The following is a 16,799-nucleotide window of genomic DNA, read 5'->3' on the forward strand; positions in this document are numbered from 1 at the left end:
CCAAGTAAAGAAACACCTGGAGCAGATAAACCATCAAATCCAAGTACAGAAACACCTGGAGCAGATAAACCATCAAATCCAAGTACAGAAATACCTGGAACAGATAAACCAGAAAACCAAGTACAGAAACACCTGGAACAAGTAAGCCAAATAATAAAGACAAAGCAAACAATACAAAGAGCTTAGGTCAAATAGGTAAAAATATACAAACTGGCATTGAATCTGTAGAAGGTTTAGCAGGAATTTTAATGACAGCTATAGGTGGATTATTTGTGAGTAAAAAAGAAAAAAATAATATAATTTTTTAATAAAAAGTGATGAAACAGAATAGATAAGTGATATGTACCCTCTTTACTGGCAAAACCAGTAAGGAGGGTATTTTTATGAAATATAGCTATGAGTTAAAAAAGAACTGTATAGAATTATACAAGCAAGGTAAATGGGCTGATACACCTAGAGCTATCAACAAATATTACTTCCGTAACTACATAATAAGATGGAATAATTTAGTAGAAACACATGGAATTATTAAAGCATAAATCTCATAACAATAGTTTTTCAGTAGAGGATAAATATAATAGTGTATTAGAAATTGTTAACGGAAAATCTACTTATCAAATTTATATTGAATTAGGAATCAGTGAAGGGAATATTCAAAACTGGGTTAACAATTACAAAATTTATGGATATAATGGTCTTGTAAACAAAAAGAAAGGTCGTAAATCTAAGAATACAAGCATGGAAAAAATAAATATCCATAAAGCAAAAAAACTTAATGAATCTGAAAGAGAAGAGCTAATAAGACTTAGAGCAGAAAATGAATATATAAAGGCAGAAAATGAAATAATAAAAAAAGAAATCGCCTTGAGAGAAAACAATTACGCTGCGCAACTCAAGGCGAAAAAGCAGCGATTGTCAAAAAACTCAAAGAAAAAGGCTACAGACTAAAATATCTTTTAATAGCTATCGATTTACCAAAATCAACATACTACTATGAAATTAATAAAGTTGATGCTGTTAAGATTAGAAATAAAAATATAGAAAATAAAATATCTGAGATATACAAAAATCATAAAGGAAGATATGGTGTAAGAAGGGTATATAGAGAATTATTGAATCAAGGATATACAATAAATCATAAAAAAGTTCAGAGAATAATGCATGAATTAAAACTATTTGGTAAAAGACCTAAAGAAAAATATCATTCATACAAAGGCAAAGTAGGAAAGATTGCTGACAATATAATAGACAGAAATTTTAAAGCTGATAAGCCATTACAAAAATGGAGCACTGATGTATCTCAATTTAACTTTCCATGGGGTAAATGCTACATTTCACCAATACTTGATATGTATACAAATGAGATAATCTCATATGACTTATCCTTAAGTCCTAATTTAAAGCAAATATCTAATATGCTAATGAAAGCATTTAAAAAATTTTCAAAAAAATTTAAAATAAATTTCACATTTTCCTTATAATTCCATTTTTATATTTTCAAATATTATTGGAAATTCAAGAAAAAAATAGTCAAGAAAAAAATAGTCAAGAAAAAATCTTGACAAGATATAAAATTATTAGTATACTTTATAGGTCAAGAAAATAACTTGACGGGTGAGAATATGGAAAAATTAGTACAGGTTGCAAGATTGTTTGACACTTATGGATCTCTTTTGAATGAAAAGCAAAAAGATGTCATAAATTGTTATTACAATGAAGATTTATCATTAAATGAGATAGCCCAAAATAATAATAAGTCAAAGCAGGCCATATCAGATATGATACAAAGGTCAGTTGATAAATTATTTGAGTTCGAAAATGAGCTTTCTTTATTGAAGAAAAAAGATGAGTTAAGAGATGATTTATCTTTATTAAGAGAGTTGATCGAAAGTTCAAATGAAGATAAGGCTATTGAAAAAATAGATCAAATGATAAATAAGATTTAGGATGTGAAAATATGATTTTTTCAAATCTTTCTGAAAAGTTACAAGATACTTTAGGTAAACTTACAGGAAAAGGAAAATTAAGCGAAAAAGACATCGATAATGCAGCCAGAGAAATAAAACTTTCCTTGCTTGAAGCTGATGTTAACTACAAGGTAGTTAAAAATTTCATCAAAAAAGTTAAGGAAAGATCGATGGGTCAAGATGTCATGGAATCTCTTACTCCAGGTCAAACTGTAATTAAGATTGTAAATGAAGAGCTTACAAATCTTATGGGTAAGGAAAATTCTAAACTTGAACTAAAGGGATCTACCCCTCATGTTGTTTTGATGGTAGGTTTACAAGGTTCTGGTAAGACAACTCACTCTGGTAAGCTTGTTCGCAAATTAAAAAAAGAAGGCAGAAATCCTCTTTTAGTAGCTCTTGACGTTTATAGGCCTGCAGCTATTGAGCAATTAAAGGTTGTAGGAGGTCAGGCTGAGGTTGAAGTTTTTGAAAAAGGAAAACAAGATCCGGTAAAAACTGCAAATGAAGCCAAGGAATATGCTAGAAGAAATAACAATGATGTTGTTATAATGGATACGGCCGGACGTCTTCAAATTGATGAGGATTTGATGGATGAGCTAAAAAACATTAAAAAAGCTGTTAAACCTGATGAAATTTTATTGGTAGTTGATGCTATGGTTGGTCAAGAATCTGTAAATGTAGCAAAAACTTTTGATGACTACCTTGATATAACAGGTGTAATTTTAACAAAGCTTGATGGTGATGCAAGAGGTGGAGCAGCCCTTTCAATTAGACAAGTTGTAGGAAAGCCAATTAAATTTATTGGTACCGGAGAAAAGCTTGATGATCTTGAAGCCTTTCATCCAGATAGGATGGCATCAAGAATTTTAGGAATGGGAGATGTCTTATCTCTTATAGAAAAGGCAGAAAAGCAAGTTTCTTTAAAAGATGCAAAAGAGCTTGAAGAAAAAATGCGAAACCAAACCTATACCTTAGATGATTTTATTGAACAAATAAATCAAATAAGAAATATGGGACCGCTTGAGGATTTACTTTCAATGATTCCTGGAGTAAACAACAAGATGTTAAAAAATGTTAATGTTGATGAAAAGGGATTTGTAAGGATTGAAGCTTTAATATCTTCTATGACCAAAGAAGAAAGAGAAAAACCTGAGATTATTGGAAAAAGCCGTAAGGAAAGAATTGCCAAGGGATCTGGGGTTGATATGAACGAATTAAATAAATTATTAAAGCAATTCAAAGAACTAAAGAAAATGATGAAACAATTTACTAATATGAAAAAAGGTAGAAAAGGCAAAAGAAAATTTAACATGCCTTTCTTCTAAAAAATACGGAGGTTATGATGGCAGTAAAAATTAGATTAAAAAGAATGGGACAAAAGAAAAGACCATTTTACAGAGTAGTTGTAGCAGATTCTAGAAGTCCAAGAGATGGAAAATTCATCGAAGAAATTGGAACATACAATCCAGTATCTGAACCAAAAGAATTTAAAGTTGACAACGAAAAAGCTAAACAATGGATCAAAAATGGTGCAAAACCAACATCAATAGTTGAAAAATTATTTAACGACAACAACGTTTTAGCTTAATAAAATGAAAGAATTAGTCAAACTAATAGTTACAGAACTTGTAGAAAACAAGGATGCTGTAGGAATAATATTAGAAGAAGACAACGGAGAAGTTGACATAAAAATTAACGTAGCAGAAGCTGACAAGGGAAGAGTAATTGGAAAAGGTGGAAATATTATAAATTCTATTAGAACTATTGCTCGTGCTTGTGCAGTAAAAGAAGATGTTAAGGTTAATATAAGAATATGAAGATAACTGTAGCAGAAATAATTACAACTCATGGGATAAAAGGAAATCTTAAAATAAAATCTTTTTCTGATAATGAAAAAAGATTTGAAAAAGGATCAAAACTTTTTCTTGATGGGAATTTAGTTACAATTGAATCATCCTTTAAGCACAAGGGTAGTATTATCATAAAACTCAAGGACTATGATGATATTAATGAGGTAGAAAAGTTTATTGGACACGAACTTACTATCGAGGATAAAGACTTAGAGAAATTAAATAATGGTGAATATTATTTATTTGATTTAGTTGGCCTAAAAGTTTATGAGAAAAATCAAGAACTTGGTTTTATAAAAGATGTTATAACAGGAGTTTATCCAAACGACATCTATGTAATAGAAAAAGATGGCAAGGAAGTTTATTTTCCAGCCCTAAATGCTACAATTAAAAATGTTGACTTAGAAAATAAAAAAATAGAAGTGGAAAACTTCAAAGATTATGAATAAAATAACTATACTTACACTTTTTCCAGAATCTTTCGAATTTCTAAAAAGCTATGGGGTAATAGGAAAGGCGATTGAAAAAGGACTTATTGAAATTAATCTTGTTAACATAAGAGATTATAGCAAGGACAAACACAATAAGGTTGATGATACAGTCTTTGGTGGAGCAGCAGGAATGCTAATGAAGCCTCAGCCAATTTATGATGCCCTAATAGCAAATAAAAGCTCAAAATCAAAAGTAGTCTACATGTCTGCAGCGGGAGAAATCCTAAACCAAAAATTAGCAATCAAATTTGCAGATTTTGAAGACTTGGTAATACTTTGTGGTCATTACGAAGGAATTGATGCAAGAATTACCAACCACTATGTTGATTATGAAGTTTCAATTGGAGATTATGTTTTAACAGGTGGCGAAATCCCTGCCATGGTGTTAATAGATTCTCTTTCAAGATTTATTGGAGGAGTTGTTGGAAAAAAAGAATCTTTAGTTACAGATTCACACTACAATGGTCTACTACAATATGATGAGTACACAAAACCTAGAAATTTTAATGGCTATATGGTTCCAAAAGAACTTTATAGTGGAAATCATAAATTAGTAGATGAATGGAAAAAGAAATCATCTCTTCAAAAAACTAAAAGAGTAAGAAGAGATTTATACGATAGATATATCAAGGAGGATCACGATGGAATTAATCAAAAAAAATAGAAAATGAACAACTACGTGAAGATAATCCAGACTTTAGAGTTGGAGATACTGTAAGAGTAAGCTACAGAATCAAAGAAGGAGATAAAACAAGACTCCAAGACTTTGAAGGTGTAGTAATCAAAATAAATGAAGGAAACCTTGGAAAAACTTTCACACTTAGAAGACTTTCTTACGGTGTAGGAGTTGAAAGAACATTCCTTTATCACTCACCAAGACTTGAAGCATTCAAAATCGTTAGACGTGGTAAGGTTAGACGTGCAAAACTAAACTACCTTAGAGGGCGTCAAGGTAAGGCTGCTAAAGTTAAAGAAAAACAAATTATTAAAAATTTTGCCCCTTATGGGGCTTTTTTTTAATTTATTTTTACATTGAATTAATTTAGATTTAGAATATTATAATATAAGCTTTAAGAATTATTTAATTAGCTTATTTAGGAGATATATTTTATGAGAAAAAAATACAAATTGAGTAAAGAAGAAGTTCATGAGGAATTAGTAAAACTCTTAAAAATTGTTGATGAATTTTTAAGAGAAAATGATATAGAATACAGTATTTCTTATGGAAGCTTGCTTGGAGCAGTAAGGCACAAGGGGTTTATTCCCTGGGATGATGATATTGATATTTCTATAAAAAGATCTGAGTACAATAAATTATTAGAAATACTAAGAAAAAACAATGAAATATCAGATGGAATAATTTGCCAAGGTGTTGCTCTAGATAATGCAGATATCCCTTTCTTAAAGGTACTTAATACAAATATTGAATCTAGGGAAGAGTTTGAAGGTGGATATATTGATGGATATTTGTGGGTTGATATTTTTCCTGCAGATAATGTGCCAAAGCATTTTAAGAAATTATTTTTCTTATGGATTTATAAGGTTTTAAGAAAGAATTATTATTTTGCAAGGTGCCATGAATATGGATGGGAATCTAATGCAAAAAAATGTTTAGCAAATACTATAGCTATGAAAATTGCTAAAAGAAAAAGCGGAAAATATTATGCAAAAAAACTAGAATCTTTATCATCTAGAATAAAAGAAAGTGGATATATATCCAATAATGTATTTGGAACTTCAAGTAGTAGGGTTTTACCAAAGGAAATATTTGATTCATATAAGAACTACCAATTTGAAAATATTACTGTTAAGGGTGTCAGTGATTATGATACCTACTTAAAAATTAATTATGATGATTATATGAAACTTCCTAAGGAAAGTGAAAGAAGAGATCACGGATTGAGTGCGTGGAAATATGAAGACTAAAGTTACCCTATTAAATTCAGTATCTTCTTTGCTGTTACAGATTGTAACTATAATAAGTGGATTTATAATTCCTAAAATACTTTTAGTTTATTTTGGTTCTTCTGTTAATGGTTTGGTATCTTCTATAGGTCAATTTTTAAGCTATATTGCCCTAGTTGAAGGAGGAATAACTGGAGTTATATATGCAAATTTATATAAGCCGCTTTTAGACAAGGATTCAAAAAAGATAAGCCGTATTTTGGTTACTTCCAAAAGATTTTATAGGAATATTGGCTACATTTTTATTGCTTATTCCATAATTCTTGCCTTTGTTTATCCTATATTTATAAATAAGGATTTTGGTTTTACTTATGTATTTGTATTGACTATTATCTTATCAATAACCTTATTTATACAATATATGTTCTCCCTTACTCTTAGAAGTTTATTAATAGTAGATAAAAAAATATATGTAATTTCTTTTACCCAAATAGGTATTAGCATATTAAATATAGTCTTTACCTATCTTAGTGCAATAATTTATCCTAATATACATATTTTAAAATTTGTAAGTGGAAGTATGTATATAATTCAGCCTTTAATTTACAATCATTATATTAAGAAAAATTATAATATATCTTGGGATGAAAAATATGATAATAGACTTTTAAAAGATAGGTGGAATGGTTTTGCCATAAATGTAGCAGCCTTTATCCACACAAGTACAGACATAACTATATTAACTATTTTTGCAAATTTAAAAATGGTATCAATTTATTATGTTTATGCCTTGGTTACAAATGGATTGGGTAGTTTGGTTAAGTCAATATCCTCAGGAATCGAACCTGTAATTGGCCAAGCCTATGCAAAAAATGATCCAGAAGACCTAAATTTTAAACTAGATATGTATGAATTTATAATATTTTTTCTAGTTGGAGGACTTTTTACAGTAGCAGCCTTGCAAATAAGTCCTTTCGTTAGCCTATATACAAAAAATATTACTGATGCTGATTATTTTCAACCAATTTTTGGTTATATAATTGTATTATCAGAGGCCCTTTATTTAATAAAATATCCCCACCTTAATTTAGCCTACAGTGCAAATAAATTTAAGGAAATAACTATACCAGCCTATATTGAAGCCATAATTAACATTCTTGTATCAATAATTTTGGTAAATAAAATAGGCCTTGTAGGAGTGGGTATTGGTACCTCTCTTGCTATGACATATAGGATGATCTTTCATGTAAGATATACAAAAAAAATTGTTGAAGGAAGAAAGCAAAGTATTTTTTACAAAAAATTATTTTTAATAATAATTTCCACAGCTTTGTCTATAATTATTTGTCAATTTTTCAAAATTAATGAGCCAACTTTTTTTGCACTTTATTTTAGGTGCTAGTATAGATAGTTTGATTGTCCTAGTTGTATATGGGATAACCGCCTTATTGTTTTTTAAAAAAGAATTATTTTATACCCTATCCTATCTTAAGATTAGAAAATAAATTATAAAGATCAATCTCCTTGGAGGTTGATTTTTTTGTATATAAAAGTAAATGCTAAAAAAAATTTTATATTATGTATAATTAGCTTAAAATGGTAAAATATAATAGATTAAAAGGTAATTAGATAAGGAGGATATATGAATATAAATTGGTATCCTGGTCATATGAAAAAGACCAAAGAAGAAATAATAAATTCCCTAAAACTCGTTGATATAGTTTTGGAAGTAATAGATGCGAGAATCCCAGAATCATCTAGAAATCCTTTGATTTCAGAAATAACTGAAAAAAAAGATAGGATTATAATAATGAATAAAACTGACTTATCAGATCCTATTGAAAATGAAAAATGGATCAAAAAATTTGCAGATAGTGGAATTAAAGCTATAAAGATGAATTCTAAGGAAAAAATTAATACAAGGCAAATTTATAATATAGCCAAGGAAATTTTAAAAGAAAAATTCATAAAAAATGAAGAAAAAAATATAGAAAATGAAAATATTAGGATGATGGTGGTTGGAGTTCCAAATTCTGGAAAATCTACCTTTATAAATAATATTGCTAAAAGAAAGGGAGCAAAAGTTGGAAATAGGCCTGGGGTTACCCAACAAAAACAATGGATAAAAACCAAAGAAAAAATTTTACTTTTGGACACTCCTGGTGTTTTGTGGCCAAAACTTGAAGGAGATTCAGGTCTTCACCTATCTTTTACTAATGCAATTAAGGATGAGATTTTAAATATTGAAGAATTGTGCTTAAAATTTTTGGAATTTATGAAAGAGTCTTATCCAGAAAATCTAAAAGAAAGATATAAGATAGACCCAACTATGACCCCTATAGAAATTTATGATCAAATTGGTCTTAGAAGGGGGGCAATTATTAGAAAGGGCGAGGTAGACTATACAAGGTGTGCAAATTTAATTTTTAATGATTTTAGAAGTGGTAAACTTGGAAGGATAACAATTGAAAAAGCCTAGATATTCTGAATTTAATGATGAAATTAAAAACGAAATACATGAAAGATATGATTTGATTGCAGGAATTGACGAAGTTGGAAGGGGGCCCTTGGCAGGTCCTGTTGTAGCCTGTGCAGTAGTAATGAAAAAAGATTCTCATATAGAAGGAGTCACTGATTCTAAAAAATTATCCAAAAAAAAGATGAAAGAACTGTATGGAAAAATCATTGATGATTCGATTTCTTATTCTTTTGGATATGCAAATAATGTCCTTATAGATAAAATCAACATAAAAGAGGCTACAAAACTTGCCATGAAAGATGCCCTTGAAAGGCTAGAAAAGACCCCTCAAATTGTTTTGATTGATGCTGAAAGAATTGATACTGATATCAAGCAATTAAATATTGTAAAGGGTGACTTGTACGAATACGCCATCTCTTGTGCATCAATTCTTGCAAAAGTTAGAAGGGATAAGATTATGGAAAATTTTTCAAAAATTTATCCCTATTATTCTTTTGAGACCAATGCAGGCTATGGGACAAAAAAACACTACCAAGGTATAGAAAAATATGGAGAGTGTCCAATTCATAGAAAAACTTTTCTAAGAAAATTTTACCAAAGGCAGCTATCTTTTATATGAAAAGTAAAAAAAGATCAATAGGAGATTTTGGGGAAGATATAGCCACAAGGTATTTGGAGAAAAAAGGCTATAAAATTTTGGAAAGAAATTTCCTAAAATCTTTTGGTGAAATTGATATTATTGCAATAAAGGATGATATTTTGACCTTTGTTGAAGTTAAAACTAGAAAAAATGATAAGTTTAAACCTGCAAGTTTGGATGTTGATTATTTTAAACAAGAAAGAATCAAAAAAACAGCCCAAGCTTATTTAATTGAAAAAAACTTGGGGGAATTTTTGATCTCCTTTGATGTTTGCGAAGTATATCTTGAAGAAAAGATGATTCATTACATAAAAAATGCATTTGGTGATTAGATGAAAAAGAAAGAACTACTCTTATATTTTAATTTTATAAATTTATCCAACAAGGTTATTTTGGACTTTTGTGAAAATCTTGATATGGATAATTTTTTTGACCTTGATAGGAAAATTTTTGATAAGTTGACTAAGAAAAATAAAGAAAAGATTTTTTCTAAGAAAAATTTAGAAAATTTTAAAACTTATAAGGAAAAAGTTATCAAGGGAAATTACAAAATTTGTACTATTTATGATGAAAATTATCCCATAAATTTATCCTTTATAGATGATAGGCCTGCTCTTTTTTATTACAAGGGAAAAATTGAAAAAGAGGACAAAAACGCCATAGCCTTTATTGGGGCAAGAAAATGTACTGACTACGGAAAATGGGCCTGTAAAAAAATCGTTGAAGGCTTTAAGGATACAAATATAAGGACAGTTTCAGGCCTTGCCTATGGAATAGATGCAATTAGCCACAAGGTAAGCCTTGAAAATAATATAAAAACTATTGGGGTAATTGGATCAGGTCTTGATATAATTTATCCTAAGGCAAATAAGTATTTGTATGAAAAAATTGAGGAAAAGGGCTTAATTATTTCAGAATTTCCCCTAGAAACTCCTCCAAATGCTTATAATTTTCCAAGAAGAAATAGGATAATATCAGGACTTAGCAAGGGAGTTTGTGTGATAGAGGCAAAGGAGAAATCAGGAACTATGATTACAACAAATTTTGCCCTTGACCAAGGCAGGGAAGTTTTTTGCCTACCTGGAAATATAAATTCTATTTATTCAAAAGGTTGTAATAAATTAATTCAAGAAGGATCAAAGCTTGTCATGGATGCATCTGATATAATTGATGAAATTGAAGATTTTAAAAATATAAATAAGAAAAAAAGAAAAATAAATCTTGATGGACTTGATAAAGATACGGCAAATGTAGTAAAGTATATAATCGACAAGCCATCATCGAGCGCAGATGAAATTTCTCAAAATCTTTCTATGGCAATTGAAGATGTAAATTATATTTTGATATTTTTGGAATTAAATGATTATATAGAAAATATGGGAAATAATGAGTATGTATGTAAAGGGGATTAAATGGCAAAAAATTTAGTTATAGTAGAATCTCCAACCAAGGCTAAGTCAATCACTAAGATGCTAGGTTCTAATTATAAGGTAAGGGCAACTTATGGTCATCTTAGGGATTTGCCAAAGTCAAAACTTGGAGTAGATATAGAAGATAATTTTGAACCAAAATATATAAAGGTTCGTGGGAAGGCAAAGACAATCAATGCCTTAAAAAAAGAAGCAGAAAGCGTAGATAAAGTTTATCTTGCAACAGACCCTGATAGGGAAGGTGAAGCTATAAGTTGGCATTTGCAATATCTTTTGGGCCTTGATGAAAATGAATTAAACAGGGTAGAATTTCATGAGATTACCAAAAATAATGTAAAAAGTGCTATCAAAAATCCAAGAAAAATAGACCAAAATTTGGTAGATAGCCAACAAGCAAGAAGAATAATGGATAGGATAGTAGGTTATGAAATTTCTCCAATTTTATGGAAAAGAGTAAAATCCGGTCTGTCAGCAGGAAGGGTTCAATCAGTTGCCCTAAAATTAATAGTAGATAAGCAAAAAGAAATAGATGCTTTTGTTCCTGAAGAATATTGGACAATTACTGCAAAACATAAAGAAAGTAAAATTGAATTTGAATCTGAATTTTATGGATCAAAATCAAAAAAAATGAAAATTTCAAATGAAGATGGGGCAGAAAAAATCCTAAATAGAATTGATAAGGATAAATTTGAAGTTGTTGATATTCAAAAAACAAAAAAGAAAAGAAAGGCTCAAAAGCCTTACACAACTTCAACTCTCCAACAAGATGCTTCAAATAAATTAGGATTTTCAACCAAATATACCATGTCGCTTGCCCAACAATTATTCGAAGGAATTGATTTAGGTCAAAAGGGAAGAGTCGGTTTAATTACTTATATGAGAACAGATGCAACAAGACTTTCAAATGAAATTATTGGAGAAAGTTTATCCTATATTAAGGAAAAATTTGGTCAAAAATATGCATCAAAAGGAAATTCTTATTCAAAAAAAGCAAAAACAAGTCAAGATGCCCACGAGGCAATTAGGCCAACATCAATTTATAATGACCCTATAAGTGTAAAAGAATATTTAACTGATCAACAATATAAACTTTATAAATTAATTTGGACCAGGGTTGTAGCAAGCCAGATGGCAGATTATGAATACTTATCAACATCTATCTCTTTCGATACAAATGGGGTAATATTTAAAACAAATGGAAAAATCACCTTATTTGATGGATTTATGAAAGTTTTAAATGCAAAAGAAAATGAAAATATCCTACCAGATTTAAAAAAAGGAGATATTATAAAGGCTATTGATATCAAAAAAGACCAACACTTTACCAAGCCACCAGCAAATTATACAGAGGCAAGTTTGGTAAAAACCTTGGAAGAATATGGGATAGGAAGGCCATCAACCTATTCATCAACAATAGCTTCAATTATTTCTAGAAATTACGTAGAATTTGAACAAAGAAAAATCCTTCCAACAAAACTTGGAATAAGGGTAAACGACTTTTTGCAAGAAAGTTTTGACGATATAATAAATGTAAAATTTACAGCAAAAATGGAAGATGAGCTAGATAAAATTGCCCAAGATGAAGTTTACTGGAAGGATGTATTGAAATCTTTTTATGAGGGATTTGAAAAAGATATTAAAAAAGTTTCAAAAGATAGGACAGATTATAAGGTAAAGGATAAAATTTTGGATGAAAAATGTCCAAAATGTGGTCACCCTCTTGCAGAAAAACATGGAAGAAATGGAAAATTTATAGGCTGTACAAATTTTCCAGAATGTGATTTTACAAAATCAATAATAAAAACAACAGGGGTAAAATGTCCAGAGTGTAATGATGGGGAAATTATAGAAAAAGTTTCAAAAAGAGGTAAAAGATTTTACGGTTGTTCAAACTTCCCAAAATGCGATTATGCAACATGGGACCCACCAACAGGAGAAAAATGCCCAGAATGTGGCGACCTTTTAGTCCACAAAAAAAATAGGTCAACTGATGAAATAAAATGTAATTCATGTGATTATGTTAAAGAAAAAATAAGATAAAATTTTCCATAGAAAAAGCAGGCTTTATGCCTGCTTTATTTTTTTAAAATTATTTAATTTCTTCAGAAAATCCTTCAAGCTTTGATGTACAATGAGGGCATCTTGTCGCTTCTATGTCAATTTCACTTTTACAGTGAGGACAAATTTTTGTTGTTTCCTCTTCAACTTCTTCCTTTTTAGTCTTATTTAAGGTTTTTACAATTATAAATAGGAATAAAGAAATAATTAAAAATGTAATAATTGCATTAATCACATTACCTATTTGTAATTTTGCCCCAAAAAAATTAAGAACAATATCTTCATAATCAACTCCAGCTGTAAGTCCTGAAATAATTGGCATCAAAATTCCATCTACAACAGCTTTAACTATTGCAGTAAAAGCAGATCCCATAATAAGACCTATAGCTAAGTCTACAACATTTCCTTTTGAAATAAATTCTTTAAACTCTTTCCACATAATAACTCCTTTTTTTATTCTTTTTCATTATACTAATTATTTCGAAAATATCCATGATAGAAAATATTTTTAAAATAGTATAATGATTATAAAGATTATATATAAAAATATATTAGGAGTTCTTATGATAAATTTACAAGTTGACGATGAATTTTATAAAAAATTATCCAAGTATGCAGTTTTTATTCCTATAATAGATATTGATGGCAAAGACCATATTTTATTTGAAGTAAGAAGTGATATTGTTTCACAAAAAGGTGAAGTTTCTTTTCCGGGTGGTGGTGTAAATGAAGGAGAAAGCTTTGAAATGGCTGCAATAAGAGAATGCAGGGAAGAGCTAAATTTAGATGAAAAAGATATTTCTTTGAAAGGCTATTCTTCTATGATTTTATCTTCTTCTGATAGAATTATTAAGGCTTATTTTGGTAGGATAAATAAAAAATTTGAACATATTTCTTATAATGTTGAAGTTTCTTCTATCTTTACAGTTTCTATAGATTATTTGAAAAACAATCCTCCTGAAAAATATAGGGCAAAAATGATAATGGACTTACCAGATGATTTTCCTTTTGAAAAAATTCCTAATGGTAGGGATTATAATTTTTGGCAAAGATATCACACCTTTTATTTTTATGATACCAAACCTGTAATTTGGGGAATGACTGCAAAACTTTTGAATGATTTTATAAAATATAATGCCTTAAAATGATTTCTTATTTGTGGTAAAATTAAAGTATGAGATTATTTTATAAATAAGAGAAAGATGTGGTTATGAAAAATTATATTATAGAAAAATTTAATGATTATTCTAAATCTAATGATAAGGTTAAGGCAATTTATTTTGTAAAAGAAGAAAATAACAATGAACATTTTGCAAATATTTATGCTGTTTATAGTGACATTATAATATCAAAAATAAAAGAAGATTTGGAAAATATTTTTAATGATTATGCTCTTATAAATAAGAGGAAAGATTATTTTAAGCATGATAAAAAAAATCAACAATTTACCAAGTTTGAAATTTATACCAATGATTCTACAAAAATTGGACTTACAATAATTTCCTTTGACTTGGCAGGTGATTTTATCAAACTTTGCCCTGGAAATATTGAATTTATTAGTGATCAAATAAATTTAAAAGAAGAAGTTACAGATAATAAGGAAGTTTATAAACTTCCTAGGGGATTTGAATTTGATGAGGCTAGTAAAAACTTCTACTCCTTGGCCTTGGATGTATCTTTTTATTTGATGTCAAGAGATATGATAAGTGCTGGTTTTAAAATGCAAGCTATGAGAGATGAGCTTTTTAAACTTTTAAATTGGTACATAATTGATAAATTTAATAGGGCTAAGGATGCTGGAGAATTTGGAGAAAATCTAATCCATACTTTAGAAGCTGATATTAAAGAAGATGTTCTTATGACATTTGGAGCAAAAGATATAGGAGATATTTATAATTCTATTTTTAAGGCTTGCCAATTGTATAGGAGAATTGGCATGGAATTAGCTAATAAATTCGACTTTACTTATCAAAAAAGAGATGATGTTTATACATTAAAACTTTTGAGAAAAAATTATAAAAAGATGGAATCTTTGGAAGTCTAGGAGGATAAATGAAAAGAAAATATAAAATATCTGCTCTTATCTTGGCAATTTTATTTTTGTTTTCTCCCTTAAATGTTTTTGCAGATGAATCAATAGCAAAAGAGGGAGATAATGTAGTAGGAGCCGATAAAGATGTAAGGGCTTATTTGATAGGAAACCAGGAAAGTGGGGATATTTTTTATCAAAAAAATGCTGATAAGACTTATCCAATAGCTTCTATGAGTAAGCTTATGACTTTTTTACTAACACGTGAAGCCATTGATAGTGGAAAAATTTCTTACGATACAAAAGTAAAGGGAACAAAAGAAGCAGAAGACTTAACAGGACCTGAATATTCTTCTTTGGGAATAAAAGAAGGGGAAGAATATACCATAAAAGAATTAATAACAGGTTTAATTGTTGTAAGTGGAAATGATTGTGCAAATTTATTGGCAAGTAAAATTTCTGGAAGTGAAGATAACTTTGCAAAAGAAATGAACAAAAAGGCCCAAGAATTAAATTTAAAAAGCCAAAAATACTATAATGCTTCTGGAGTAAATACAGAAGATGATACCCAAAACTCATCATCTGCCAAAGATTTGTTCGAATTAACAAGAATTATTTTGAAAAAATATCCTGATATTTTAGAATATTCAAATATGGATGGGATTGATGATAATAAAAAAGATATTCACAAAAAATCTACCATTCCTTTAAAAGGTGATATAAAGGGGGTAGATGGACTTAAAACTGGTACAACAGAAGAAGCTGGATCTTGTCTTATAACAACAATAGATATGGGAAAATTTGATCCTAAAAACGACTATAGGGCAATTTCTATAGTAATGGGCGCAAAAGACCATCCAACAAGAGATGCTGCCATGACAGATTTAATTTATTATGTTTCAAGATATTTTAACTACAAAAAATTGGCTGATAAACAAACACCAAGTGATTTTGTAAAGGTAAATTCTGTAAAGGAAGGATATGTAGAATTATATCCTGATCAAGATGTAGGGTTTATAATAAAAAATAAGTCAATGCCAAATGTAAAAACAGATATTAAAAAAGATATAAAAGCTCCAATCAAAAAAGGAGAAAAACTTGGAAAAGTTTATATTTCTTACGAAGATAAATCTTACCAAGTAAATTTAATAAGCAAAAAAGATCAGACAAAGGCATCTAATTTTACAAGAATAAAAAGAACCATATCAGATGCTTGTAACTTTTTAGTTGAATGCATAATAGCAAGATAAAAAATGAAAGAATAGAAAAAAATTTACATTTTCTATTCTTTCTGCTATAATAAATTGGTAGGTCCTGGTAGCTCAGCTGGATAGAGCACCGCCCTCCTAAGGCGGGTGTCGGAGGTTCGAATCCTCTTCGGGACGCCAGAAAAAATTAAGATCATTGCAAAAAAATATAGCAATGGTCTTTTTTATTGTAAAAATATATTTTGAGAGGAAATTTATGGATGATTATTTTTATATGAGAGAAGCAATAAATGAAGCGAAACTTGCAAGGCTTGAAGAAGAAGTTCCCATTGGCTGTGTGATTGTAAAAAATGGAAAAATAATTGCCAGAAGCCACAACTATACTTATAAGGGAAAATCTGCCCTAAAACATGCAGAAATACTTGCCATAGATAAGGCTAGTAAATATGTTGGAGACTTTAGGCTAGAAGATTGCACTATGTATGTAACGATGGAGCCTTGCTCTATGTGTGCTGGGGCAATAATAAATTCTAGAATTGATAGGCTGGTAATTGCCCTTGCAGATGTTAAAAGAGGAGCTTGTGGATCAAATACAAATATAACAGGAGATAGGAGCCAACTTCACTTTCTAGATGCAGAATTTGGTTTAATGAAAGATCAAAGTTTAGAAATTTTACAAAGTTTTTTTAAAAAATTAAGAGATAGAAGAAAAAAAGAAAAAAAAGATTCTTGCAGTTAA

At 29.3% G+C, this 16,799-nt stretch carries 23 protein-coding genes and 1 tRNA gene; 23 read left to right on the top strand and 1 reads right to left on the bottom strand.

What is annotated here, in order from left to right; all coding sequences use genetic code 11:
• The 18 genes from ANHYDRO_RS09940 to topA form a co-directional block, all read left to right on the top strand.
• On the top strand, positions 1 to 186 hold a 186-nt coding region (locus ANHYDRO_RS09940; protein ID WP_004812068.1), incomplete at its 5' end, for a hypothetical protein.
• Between the two features lie 197 nt (positions 187 to 383).
• A complete protein-coding gene (locus ANHYDRO_RS10130; protein ID WP_244261599.1) occupies positions 384 to 539 on the top strand; it encodes a hypothetical protein in 156 nt (51 codons plus the stop codon).
• Positions 520 to 948, top strand: a complete 429-nt coding sequence (locus tag ANHYDRO_RS00010) for a helix-turn-helix domain-containing protein (RefSeq protein ID WP_004812072.1) — start codon at positions 520 to 522, stop codon at positions 946 to 948. Before ANHYDRO_RS10130 ends, ANHYDRO_RS00010 begins: the two co-directional genes overlap by 20 nt.
• Before the next feature lie 89 nt (positions 949 to 1,037).
• Positions 1,038 to 1,481 (top strand): IS3 family transposase, encoded by a 444-nt coding sequence (locus ANHYDRO_RS10135; RefSeq protein WP_341864580.1) that lies wholly within the window; start codon positions 1,038 to 1,040, stop codon positions 1,479 to 1,481.
• A 141-nt stretch (positions 1,482 to 1,622) separates the two neighbouring features.
• Complete coding sequence (gene ylxM / locus ANHYDRO_RS00020; RefSeq protein WP_004812075.1) at positions 1,623 to 1,946, top strand: YlxM family DNA-binding protein; 324 nt, start codon at positions 1,623 to 1,625, stop codon at positions 1,944 to 1,946.
• Positions 1,947 to 1,957: 11 nt separating this feature from the next.
• Entirely contained in the window at positions 1,958 to 3,295 is a 1,338-nt protein-coding gene (ffh, locus tag ANHYDRO_RS00025; RefSeq protein ID WP_004812077.1) for a signal recognition particle protein, read from the top strand.
• A gap of 17 nt (positions 3,296 to 3,312) precedes the next feature.
• The gene (rpsP, locus tag ANHYDRO_RS00030) at positions 3,313 to 3,558 is read left to right on the top strand and encodes a 30S ribosomal protein S16 (protein WP_004812078.1); all 246 of its coding nucleotides are present in this window, start codon (positions 3,313 to 3,315) and stop codon (positions 3,556 to 3,558) included.
• Positions 3,559 to 3,562: 4 nt separating this feature from the next.
• Positions 3,563 to 3,787 (top strand): KH domain-containing protein, encoded by a 225-nt coding sequence (locus ANHYDRO_RS00035; protein ID WP_004812081.1) that lies wholly within the window; start codon positions 3,563 to 3,565, stop codon positions 3,785 to 3,787.
• Positions 3,784 to 4,269, top strand: a complete 486-nt coding sequence (gene rimM / locus ANHYDRO_RS00040; RefSeq protein WP_004812082.1) for a ribosome maturation factor RimM — start codon at positions 3,784 to 3,786, stop codon at positions 4,267 to 4,269. The genes ANHYDRO_RS00035 and rimM overlap by 4 nt, the downstream gene beginning before the upstream one ends.
• The gene (trmD, locus tag ANHYDRO_RS00045) at positions 4,262 to 4,975 is read left to right on the top strand and encodes a tRNA (guanosine(37)-N1)-methyltransferase TrmD (RefSeq protein WP_004812085.1); all 714 of its coding nucleotides are present in this window, start codon (positions 4,262 to 4,264) and stop codon (positions 4,973 to 4,975) included. Before rimM ends, trmD begins: the two co-directional genes overlap by 8 nt.
• A complete protein-coding gene (gene rplS / locus ANHYDRO_RS09465; RefSeq protein WP_081449330.1) occupies positions 4,972 to 5,331 on the top strand; it encodes a 50S ribosomal protein L19 in 360 nt (119 codons plus the stop codon). The genes trmD and rplS overlap by 4 nt, the downstream gene beginning before the upstream one ends.
• 90 nt (positions 5,332 to 5,421) lie before the next feature.
• Positions 5,422 to 6,237, top strand: coding sequence for a LicD family protein (locus tag ANHYDRO_RS00050; RefSeq protein ID WP_004812087.1), 816 nt, complete (start codon positions 5,422 to 5,424; stop codon positions 6,235 to 6,237).
• On the top strand, positions 6,227 to 7,618 hold the full coding sequence (locus ANHYDRO_RS00055; protein ID WP_004812089.1) for a lipopolysaccharide biosynthesis protein: 1,392 nt from the start codon (positions 6,227 to 6,229) through the stop codon (positions 7,616 to 7,618). The genes ANHYDRO_RS00050 and ANHYDRO_RS00055 overlap by 11 nt, the downstream gene beginning before the upstream one ends.
• 240 nt (positions 7,619 to 7,858) lie before the next feature.
• A complete protein-coding gene (ylqF, locus tag ANHYDRO_RS00060) occupies positions 7,859 to 8,695 on the top strand; it encodes a ribosome biogenesis GTPase YlqF (RefSeq protein WP_004812091.1) in 837 nt (278 codons plus the stop codon).
• Positions 8,682 to 9,314: a ribonuclease HII gene (locus ANHYDRO_RS00065; protein ID WP_004812093.1), complete on the top strand. Its 633-nt coding sequence runs from the start codon at positions 8,682 to 8,684 to the stop codon at positions 9,312 to 9,314. Before ylqF ends, ANHYDRO_RS00065 begins: the two co-directional genes overlap by 14 nt.
• The gene (locus tag ANHYDRO_RS00070; protein WP_004812095.1) at positions 9,311 to 9,667 is read left to right on the top strand and encodes a YraN family protein; all 357 of its coding nucleotides are present in this window, start codon (positions 9,311 to 9,313) and stop codon (positions 9,665 to 9,667) included. The genes ANHYDRO_RS00065 and ANHYDRO_RS00070 overlap by 4 nt, the downstream gene beginning before the upstream one ends.
• Positions 9,668 to 10,747 carry a DNA-processing protein DprA gene (dprA, locus tag ANHYDRO_RS00075; RefSeq protein ID WP_004812096.1) on the top strand — a complete coding sequence of 360 codons (1,080 nt, stop codon included), beginning with the start codon at positions 9,668 to 9,670 and terminating at the stop codon, positions 10,745 to 10,747.
• On the top strand, positions 10,748 to 12,805 hold the full coding sequence (gene topA, locus ANHYDRO_RS00080; protein ID WP_004812098.1) for a type I DNA topoisomerase: 2,058 nt from the start codon (positions 10,748 to 10,750) through the stop codon (positions 12,803 to 12,805).
• 49 nt (positions 12,806 to 12,854) lie between these two features.
• Here the strand turns inward: topA and mscL are convergent, their stop codons facing one another.
• Positions 12,855 to 13,262 carry a large conductance mechanosensitive channel protein MscL gene (gene mscL, locus ANHYDRO_RS00085; RefSeq protein ID WP_004812101.1) on the bottom strand — a complete coding sequence of 136 codons (408 nt, stop codon included), beginning with the start codon at positions 13,260 to 13,262 and terminating at the stop codon, positions 12,855 to 12,857.
• Between the two features lie 124 nt (positions 13,263 to 13,386).
• Between mscL and ANHYDRO_RS00090 the strand changes: the two genes are divergently transcribed.
• The 5 genes from ANHYDRO_RS00090 (at position 13,387) to ANHYDRO_RS00110 (ending at position 16,799) form a co-directional block, all read left to right on the top strand.
• Positions 13,387 to 13,971: an NUDIX hydrolase gene (locus tag ANHYDRO_RS00090; protein ID WP_039913563.1), complete on the top strand. Its 585-nt coding sequence runs from the start codon at positions 13,387 to 13,389 to the stop codon at positions 13,969 to 13,971.
• Between the two features lie 62 nt (positions 13,972 to 14,033).
• A complete protein-coding gene (locus tag ANHYDRO_RS00095) occupies positions 14,034 to 14,867 on the top strand; it encodes an aminoglycoside 6-adenylyltransferase (protein ID WP_004812105.1) in 834 nt (277 codons plus the stop codon).
• Positions 14,868 to 14,875: 8 nt separating this feature from the next.
• The gene (locus ANHYDRO_RS00100) at positions 14,876 to 16,102 is read left to right on the top strand and encodes a D-alanyl-D-alanine carboxypeptidase family protein (RefSeq protein WP_004812107.1); all 1,227 of its coding nucleotides are present in this window, start codon (positions 14,876 to 14,878) and stop codon (positions 16,100 to 16,102) included.
• A 61-nt stretch (positions 16,103 to 16,163) separates the two neighbouring features.
• Positions 16,164 to 16,240 (top strand) — tRNA-Arg (locus ANHYDRO_RS00105).
• 76 nt (positions 16,241 to 16,316) lie between these two features.
• Positions 16,317 to 16,799 carry a nucleoside deaminase gene (locus tag ANHYDRO_RS00110; RefSeq protein ID WP_039913566.1) on the top strand — a complete coding sequence of 161 codons (483 nt, stop codon included), beginning with the start codon at positions 16,317 to 16,319 and terminating at the stop codon, positions 16,797 to 16,799.

The organism is Anaerococcus hydrogenalis DSM 7454 (assembly GCF_000173355.1).
GTDB classification, from domain to species: Bacteria; Bacillota; Clostridia; order Tissierellales; family Peptoniphilaceae; genus Anaerococcus; species Anaerococcus hydrogenalis.